8 protein-coding genes are annotated in these 7,358 nt (G+C 72.0%); 7 read left to right on the forward strand and 1 reads right to left on the reverse strand.

What is annotated here, in order from left to right; translation table 11 throughout:
- The 7 genes from HW578_RS20325 to parC all read left to right on the forward strand — a co-directional run.
- The coding region (locus HW578_RS20325) for an ACT domain-containing protein (protein ID WP_198372539.1) at positions 1 to 534 on the forward strand (534 nt) is incomplete at its 5' end.
- A complete protein-coding gene (acpS, locus tag HW578_RS20330) occupies positions 531 to 938 on the forward strand; it encodes a holo-ACP synthase (RefSeq protein WP_198372540.1) in 408 nt (135 codons plus the stop codon). The genes HW578_RS20325 and acpS, both read left to right, overlap by 4 nt.
- 84 nt (positions 939 to 1,022) lie before the next feature.
- Complete coding sequence (lepB, locus tag HW578_RS20335) at positions 1,023 to 1,775, forward strand: signal peptidase I (RefSeq protein ID WP_198372541.1); 753 nt, start codon at positions 1,023 to 1,025, stop codon at positions 1,773 to 1,775.
- 15 nt (positions 1,776 to 1,790) lie between these two features.
- Positions 1,791 to 2,528: a ribonuclease III gene (rnc, locus tag HW578_RS20340; protein WP_198372542.1), complete on the forward strand. Its 738-nt coding sequence runs from the start codon at positions 1,791 to 1,793 to the stop codon at positions 2,526 to 2,528.
- Positions 2,525 to 3,424, forward strand: coding sequence for a GTPase Era (era, locus tag HW578_RS20345; protein WP_198372543.1), 900 nt, complete (start codon positions 2,525 to 2,527; stop codon positions 3,422 to 3,424). The genes rnc and era overlap by 4 nt, the downstream gene beginning before the upstream one ends.
- Positions 3,425 to 3,426: 2 nt before the next feature.
- A complete protein-coding gene (gene recO, locus HW578_RS20350) occupies positions 3,427 to 4,164 on the forward strand; it encodes a DNA repair protein RecO (RefSeq protein ID WP_198372546.1) in 738 nt (245 codons plus the stop codon).
- Positions 4,165 to 4,242: 78 nt separating this feature from the next.
- Positions 4,243 to 6,468, forward strand: coding sequence for a DNA topoisomerase IV subunit A (parC, locus tag HW578_RS20355; protein ID WP_198372544.1), 2,226 nt, complete (start codon positions 4,243 to 4,245; stop codon positions 6,466 to 6,468).
- 58 nt (positions 6,469 to 6,526) lie between these two features.
- Here the strand turns inward: parC and HW578_RS20360 are convergent.
- The coding region (locus HW578_RS20360) for a Bug family tripartite tricarboxylate transporter substrate binding protein (protein ID WP_198372545.1) at positions 6,527 to 7,358 on the reverse strand (832 nt) is incomplete at its 5' end.

The raw sequence follows: 7,358 nt of genomic DNA on the forward strand, positions 1-7,358 counted from the left end.
CGCCCGCGCGGGCGGCTCGGCGCGGGGCCCACGCTCGCCCCGGGCAAGGCCGAGCGCCCACCCGCCGCGCGGCGCGGCGAGGCCGCCATGGGCATCACCGGCCTGGTTTCCGGCATGGCGGTGAGTTTCGCCGGCTGCTGCCACCCGCTGCCGGGCGACCGCATCGTGGGCATCGTCACCACCGGGCGCGGTGTCACCATCCACAAGCACGACTGCCACGGGCTCGAGGCCTTCGCCGCCACCCCCGAACGCTTCATCGACGTGGACTGGGAATATGACGGCGCGGCGAAGGGCGGCCATGTCGGGCGCATCGAGCTCACCGCCGAGAATACCTCCAACGCGCTGGCGGGCCTGACCACCGCCATCGCCCGCCAGGACGGCGCGGTGAACAACCTGCGAATCGTCAATCGCTCGGGCGAGTGGTGCGAGGTGCTGGTGGACGTCGAGGTGCGCGACACCGGGCACCTCGCGGCCATCCTGGCGGCGCTGCGCGCCTGCCCGGGGGTCACGCAGGTGGATCGGGCGCGCGGATGATCATCGGTATCGGCTCGGACGTGCTGGACATCCGGCGCCTGGAACGCACCATCGAGAAGCATGGCGACCGCTTCCTCGAGCGCATCTTCACCCCCACCGAGCGCGCCAAGGCGGAACGGCGCACCGAGCGCATCCGCACCGCCACCTACGCCAAGCGCTTCGCCGCCAAGGAGGCGGCGTCGAAGGCGCTCGGCACCGGCTTCCGCGCCGGGGTGTTCTGGCGCGACCTGGGTGTGGTCAACCTGCCCTCGGGCCAGCCGACCCTGCGCCTGACCGGGGGCGCGGCCGAACGGCTCGCCGCCATCACGCCCCCGGGCCACCGGGCCGAGATCGCGCTGACCATGACCGACGAATTTCCCTATGCCCAGGCGATGGTCGTGATCACCGCCGTCCCGATTCCTTGACAGTTCCCCCGTCGCGGCGTTTCCCTCCCGCGCCCGGCCGGCCCGGCCGGCGCGCAACCCCCTGACCAGGCCGTCAACACACCCATGGCGAAGAAGAAGTCCGGCGGCTGGCTGGAGAGCATCAAGACCGTCCTCTATGCCGCGCTGATCGCCGTCGGCATCCGCACCGTGGCCTTCGAGCCGTTCAACATCCCCTCGGGCTCCATGATCCCGACCCTGCTGGTGGGCGACTACCTCTTCGTCTCGAAGTTCTCCTACGGCTATTCGCGCCATTCGATGCCCTTCAGCCCGAACCTGTTCAGCGGGCGCATCTTCGGATCCCTGCCGCGGCGCGGCGATGTCGCCGTGTTCAAGCTGCCGCGCGACGGCAGCACCGACTACATTAAGCGCATCATCGGCCTGCCCGGCGACCGCATCCAGGTCCGCGCCGGCCTGCTCTATGTGAACGGGGAGGCGGTGCGCCGCGAATTCGTCGGCCCCTATACCGTCGAGGGCGACGGCCCGCGCATCACCGTGCGCCTGTACCGCGAGACGCTACCGGGTGCTGCCGGCGCCACCCCCGTGGCGCATTACATCCTTGAGGCGACCGACGACGGTCCCTTCGACAACACCACCGAGTTCCGCGTGCCCGAGGGCCATGTCTTCGCCATGGGCGACAACCGCGACAACAGCCTCGACAGCCGGGCGATGAACGCGGTCGGCTTCATCCCGATCGAGAACCTGGTCGGCCGCGCCGAGTTCATCTTCTTCTCGGTCGATGGGTCCGCCGCCTGGTGGGAGGTCTGGGGCTGGCCCTTCGCCATCCGCTGGTCCCGGCTGTTCTCGGCGGTGCGATGACGGGCGGGAAGCGGCATGGCGCGCCGCGCGCGTGAGGGCGCGCCTGCGCGCGACGTCCGACAGGGCGCGCTGTCGCGCGACGTCGCGGCTGTGGCCGAGCGGCTGGGCCTAGCCTTCCGCGACCCCGCCCTGCTGCGCGAGGCGCTGACCCACTCCTCCGCGACCGGCCTTGCCGGCTCGGCGTTGCGCTCCAACGAAAGGCTGGAATTCCTCGGCGACCGCGTGCTCGGCCTGCTGATGGCCGAATGGCTGATCGAACGCTTCCCAGCCGAGCGCGAAGGCCTGCTGATGCGCCGCTTCGGCATGCTGGTGGCGGCCGAGACCCTGGCGGGAATCGCATCCGGCCTCGGCCTCGGCGACGACCTGCTGGTCGCTTCCGACCCCGCCGGCCCGGGCATACATACCCGCCCCAACGTGCTGGCCGATGCGCTGGAGGCGGTGCTGGGCGCGGCCTATCTCGATGGCGGGCTCGATGCCGTGCGGCCCTTCTTCCGCCGCGTCTTCGCCCCGCTGGTCGAGGCCGAGCCCGCACGCCCGCCGCTGCCCGCCAAGTCCCGCCTGCAGGAATGGCTGCAGGGGCGCGGCCATGCGCTGCCGGTGTATACGCTCGTCTCGGCCGAGGGGCCGTCGCATGCCCCGGTGTTCATCGTGGCGGTCAGCGCGGCGGGGCGCGAGGCGCAGGGCCGCGGCGGGACCAGGCGCGCGGCGGAACTCGCCGCGGCCGAGGCCTGGCTGGCAGGGGTGCAAGCATGACCGACCCGACACGCTGCGGCCTGGTGGCCATCGTGGGCGCGCCCAATGCGGGCAAGTCCACGCTGGTGAACCGCATGGCGGGCACCAAGGTGACGATCGTCTCGCCCAAGCCGCAGACGACGCGCTTCCGCATCCGCGCCATCGTCATGCATGGCGGCGCGCAGATGATCCTGGTGGATACGCCGGGCATCTTCGCCCCGCGCCGACGGCTGGACCGCGCCATGGTGGCGGCCGCCTGGGGGGGCGCGCAGGATGCCGACATCGCGCTGCTGGTGGTCGATGCGCGCGCAGGCCTGACGGAGGCGGTGCGGAAGATCGCCGAGGGGCTGGCGAAGTCGCGCCGCCCGGTCTGGCTGGCGCTGAACAAGACCGACCTGATCCCGGGGCCGCGGCTTCTGCCGCTGATCGCGGAACTCAACGCCATCCTGCCCTTCGCCGAGACCTTCATGGTCTCGGCCGAGAAGGGCGATGGCGTCGACCGCCTGCAGGACTACCTGGCGAAGGCGATGCCGCCGGGCCCGTACCTGTTCCCCGAGGACGAGCTCACCGACCTGCCCAACCGCATGCTGGCGGCCGAGATCGTGCGCGAGCAGATCCTGCGCCAGACGCACCAGGAAGTGCCCCACCATGCCTCCGTCGAGACGGAACAGTGGACGGAGAACGAGGACGGGTCCGTGCGCGTGGACTGCACCATCTACGTCTCCCGCGCGACGCAGAAGGCGATCATCATCGGCGAGAAGGGCTCGCGCATCCGCACCATCGGCCAATCGGCGCGGATCGAGCTGACCAAGCTGCTGGACCGCCCGGTGCACCTGTTCCTGAACGTGAAGGAACGCACCGGCTGGGACGAGGAACGCGCGCGCATCCGCGCGATCGGGCTGGACGACGCGGGATGAGCGTGGAGTGGACCGCCCCGGCCGTGGTGCTGGAGGTCCGCCCGCATGGCGAAGGCGGCGCCGTGGTCTCGCTGCTGACCGAGGAACACGGCCGCCATGCGGGCCTGGCGAAGGGCGGCGCCTCGCGCGCCCAGGCGGGGCTTTGGCTGCCGGGCAACCTGGTCGAGGCGCGCTGGATCGCCCGCCTGCCGGACCAGCTCGGCGCCATCAGCGCGGAGATGGTCCACCCCGCCGCGGCGCTCGCCATGGAGGACCCGCTGGCGCTCGCGCTGCTCTCCTCCGCCTGCGCGATCGCCGCGGATGCGCTGCCCGAGCGCGAACCCCATCCGCGCGCCTTCCACGCGCTGGTCTCGCTGATCGCGCACCTGGCCGGCGGCGCCGAGGGCGTGCTGGCCGACTACATCCGCTGGGAGGCCCTGGTCCTGGCCGAACTGGGCTACGGCCTGAACCTTGAATCCTGCGCCGTGACCGGGGTGACCGAGGGGCTGACCCATGTCTCGCCGCGCACCGGGCGCGCCGTCAGCGCCGGCGCCGCCGCGCCCTATGCCGGGCGGCTGCTGCCCCTGCCGGCCTTCCTGCGCGAGGGCGACAGCCCCGGTGACCCCGCCGCCTGGGATGCCGGGCTGCGCCTGACCGGCCATTTCCTGGAACGCGACGCCTTCGGCGCGCGGCACCGCCCGGTGCCGGAGGCGCGGCACCGCCTGGCCGACCGGGTGGCGGCGCTGGGCGCCGGGACGTAGCGAGCCCTCGCCGGGCTGGCCCCTGCCGCCCCGCCGGTGTAAGCCCGCGCCACCAAGAACGAAGCACGAATCAGCACCATGCCCGACGACCTCAAGCCACCGCCGGACGAGGGCGGCGCCACGCGCGAGACCAAGTTTGCCGAGGCGCTGTCCGAGCGTTACCTCGCCTATGCGCTCTCCACCATCACCGCGCGCTCCCTGCCGGATGTGCGCGACGGGCTGAAGCCGGTCCATCGCCGGCTTCTTTGGGCCATGCACCAGCTGCGCCTCGACCCCGAGGCGGGCTTCAAGAAATGCGCGCGCATCGTCGGCGACGTGATGGGCAAGTACCACCCGCATGGCGACAGCAGCATCTACGAGGCCCTGGTGCGCCAGGCGCAGGACTTCGCCGCGCGCTACCCGCTGGTCGAGGGCCAGGGCAATTTCGGCAATATCGACGGCGATAACGCCGCGGCCATGCGCTACACGGAAGCGCGGCTGACCGCCGTCGCGCAGGCCATGCTCGACGGCATCGAGGAGAACGCCGTCGATTTCCGCGCCACCTACGATGGCGAGGAACGCGAGCCCATCGTCCTGCCCGCCGCCTTCCCGAACCTCCTGGCGAATGGGGCGGCCGGCATCGCGGTCGGCATGGCGACCTCGATCCCGCCGCACAATGCGGGCGAGCTCTGTGACGCCGCGCTGGCGCTCATCCAGGACCCGCAGGCCGACCTGCTCGCGCACATCAAGGGCCCCGACTTCCCCACCGGCGGCGTGCTGGTCGAACCCGATGCCGCCATCCGCGAGGCCTACGAGACCGGCCGTGGCGGCTTCCGCGTCCGCGCCCGCTGGGAGACCGAGCGCCTGAAGAACGGCACCTGGCAGATCGTGGTGACCGAGATCCCCTACCAGGTGCAGAAGGCCAAGCTGATCGAGCAGATCGCGGCTCTGCTGGAAGAAAAGAAGCTCCCGCTGCTCGGCGACGTGCGCGACGAGAGCACCGACGTGGTCCGCCTCGTGCTGGAACCCAAGTCCCGCACGGTGGAACCGGCCGTGCTGATGGAGACGATGTTCCGCGCGACATCCCTGGAAACGCGCTTCCCGCTCAACATGAACGTGCTGGATGCGGACCGCACGCCGCGCGTGATGGGCCTGCGGGAGGTGCTGCGCGCCTGGCTCGACCACCGCCACGTCGTGCTGGTGCGGCGCACGGAACATCGCCTCGCGGCCATCGCGCGGCGGCTCGAGATCCTCGACGGCTACCTGATCGCCTACCTCAACCTCGACGAGGTGATCCGCATCATCCGCAACGAGGACGAACCGAAGCCCGTGCTGATGGCGACCTTCTCGCTGACCGAGCTGCAGGCCGATTCCATCCTGAACATGCGCCTGCGCAGCCTGCGCAAGCTCGAGGAAATGGAGATCCGCAAGGAGCACAAGAAGCTCAGCGCGGAGCAGAAGAGGCTGCAGGGCCTGATGGGCTCGGAGGCGAAGCGCTGGGCCGCCATTGCCGAGGAGATCGCCGCGACGCGCGCGGCCTTCGGCGACGGCGCGCTCGGCAAGCGCCGCACCGAGACCGGCCGCGTCCTGCCCGCCGTGCTGGTGGACGAGGCCGCCTTCGTCGAGCGCGAGTCGATTACCGTCATCCTGTCCGAGAAGGGCTGGATCCGCGCCCAGAAGGGGCACATCCCGCTGGATGGCGAGATCCGCTTCAAGGAAGGCGACAGCCTGCTGGTCGCCCTGCATGCGGAGACCACCGACCGCATCGTGGTCTTCGCCACCAACGGCAAGGCCTACACGCTCAAGGCCGACACGCTGCCGCGCGGGCGCGGCGACGGCCAGCCGGTGCGCCTGATGGTGGACCTTACCAACGAGGACGCGGTGGTGGCGATGTTCGTCCACCGCGAGGGCACGCGCTTCCTGGTCGCGGCCAGCGACGGCAAGGGCTTCATCGTGAAGGGCGAGGACCTGCTGGCCGAGAAGCGCACCGGCAAGCAGGTGCTGAACGTGGATCCGCCGACCGAGGCCGCGCTCTGCGTCCCGGCCGAGGGCGACACCGTCGCCGTGATCGGCGAGAACCGCAAGCTGCTGGTCTTCCCGATCGAGCAGGTGCCCGAGATGACGCGCGGCCGCGGCGTGCAGCTGCAGGCCTATCGGGACGGCGGCCTGTCCGACGCCAAGGTGTTCACGCGCGCCGAGGGCCTCACCTGGACGCTGGGCGGGCGCACGCGGACGGAGGCGGACCTGCGGCCGTGGCTGGGCAACCGCGCGGGCGCGGGCAAGGCGCCGCCGAACGGCTTCCCGCGCGGGAACCGGTTCGAATAGCGGGGGCGCCGCCCCCGAACCCCCGCCCGGGACCGGACGCGGTCCCCGGACCCCGCGGTCAATCGACGGCGCGCAAGCCCAGCCGCGCGATCACCGCGTTCCACCGCGCCGCCTCGCGTGCCTGATGCGCGGCGAAGCTGGCCGGTGACGTGCCGAGGATTTCGCTGTCCGCGGTGTCGAGCCCGCCGCGCGCCCTGGGGTCGGCCTCGACTGCGGCACGGATCACCTCCGCCAGGCGCTCCGCTGCGCCGCGCGGGAAGCCGGAGGGCGCGACCAGCCCGATCCAGCCGAACACCGCCGCGTCCGACAGGCCCGCCTCCTCCAGTGTCGGCACGTCGGGCAGCGTGCTCATGCGCCGCTCGCCGGTCTGCAGCAGCGCGCGCAGCTGCCCGCCCTGGACATGCGGCAGCGCGGCGAAGGGCTGGTTCAGCATCGCCTGCACCCGCCCCGCCACCAGGTCGAGCGTCGCCGGCGGGAAGCCGCGGTAGGGCACGTGCATCAGGTCGAGCCCGAGCCGCGCCTTCAGCTCCTCCATTGCCAGGTGGGTGATCGTGCCCGGCCCGATCGAGGCGTAGCTGAGCGCCCCGGGGTGGGCCCGCACATGCGCGACGAAGCCGGCGAAGTCGCGCACGGGCAGGGAGGGATGCACCGTCAGCACCAGCGGCACGCGGCCGATCAGCGTGACCGGCGTGAAGTCGGTTGCCGGGTCATAGGCAAGGCCGGGGTTCAGCGCGCGCGCCGTCGTGGTCGGACCGCCGTTCACGAGGCCGAGCGCATGCAGGTCGCGCGCCTGCGCCACCGCGGCGGCGGCAAGGGTGCCGCCCGCGCCGGGCCGGTTCTCCACCACGAACGGCTGCCCGAAGGCGGCCGAAAGATGCGGCGCGAGGCCG

The organism is Roseomonas rosulenta (assembly GCF_016106005.1).
Taxonomy (GTDB): Bacteria; Pseudomonadota; Alphaproteobacteria; order Acetobacterales; family Acetobacteraceae; genus Neoroseomonas; species Neoroseomonas rosulenta.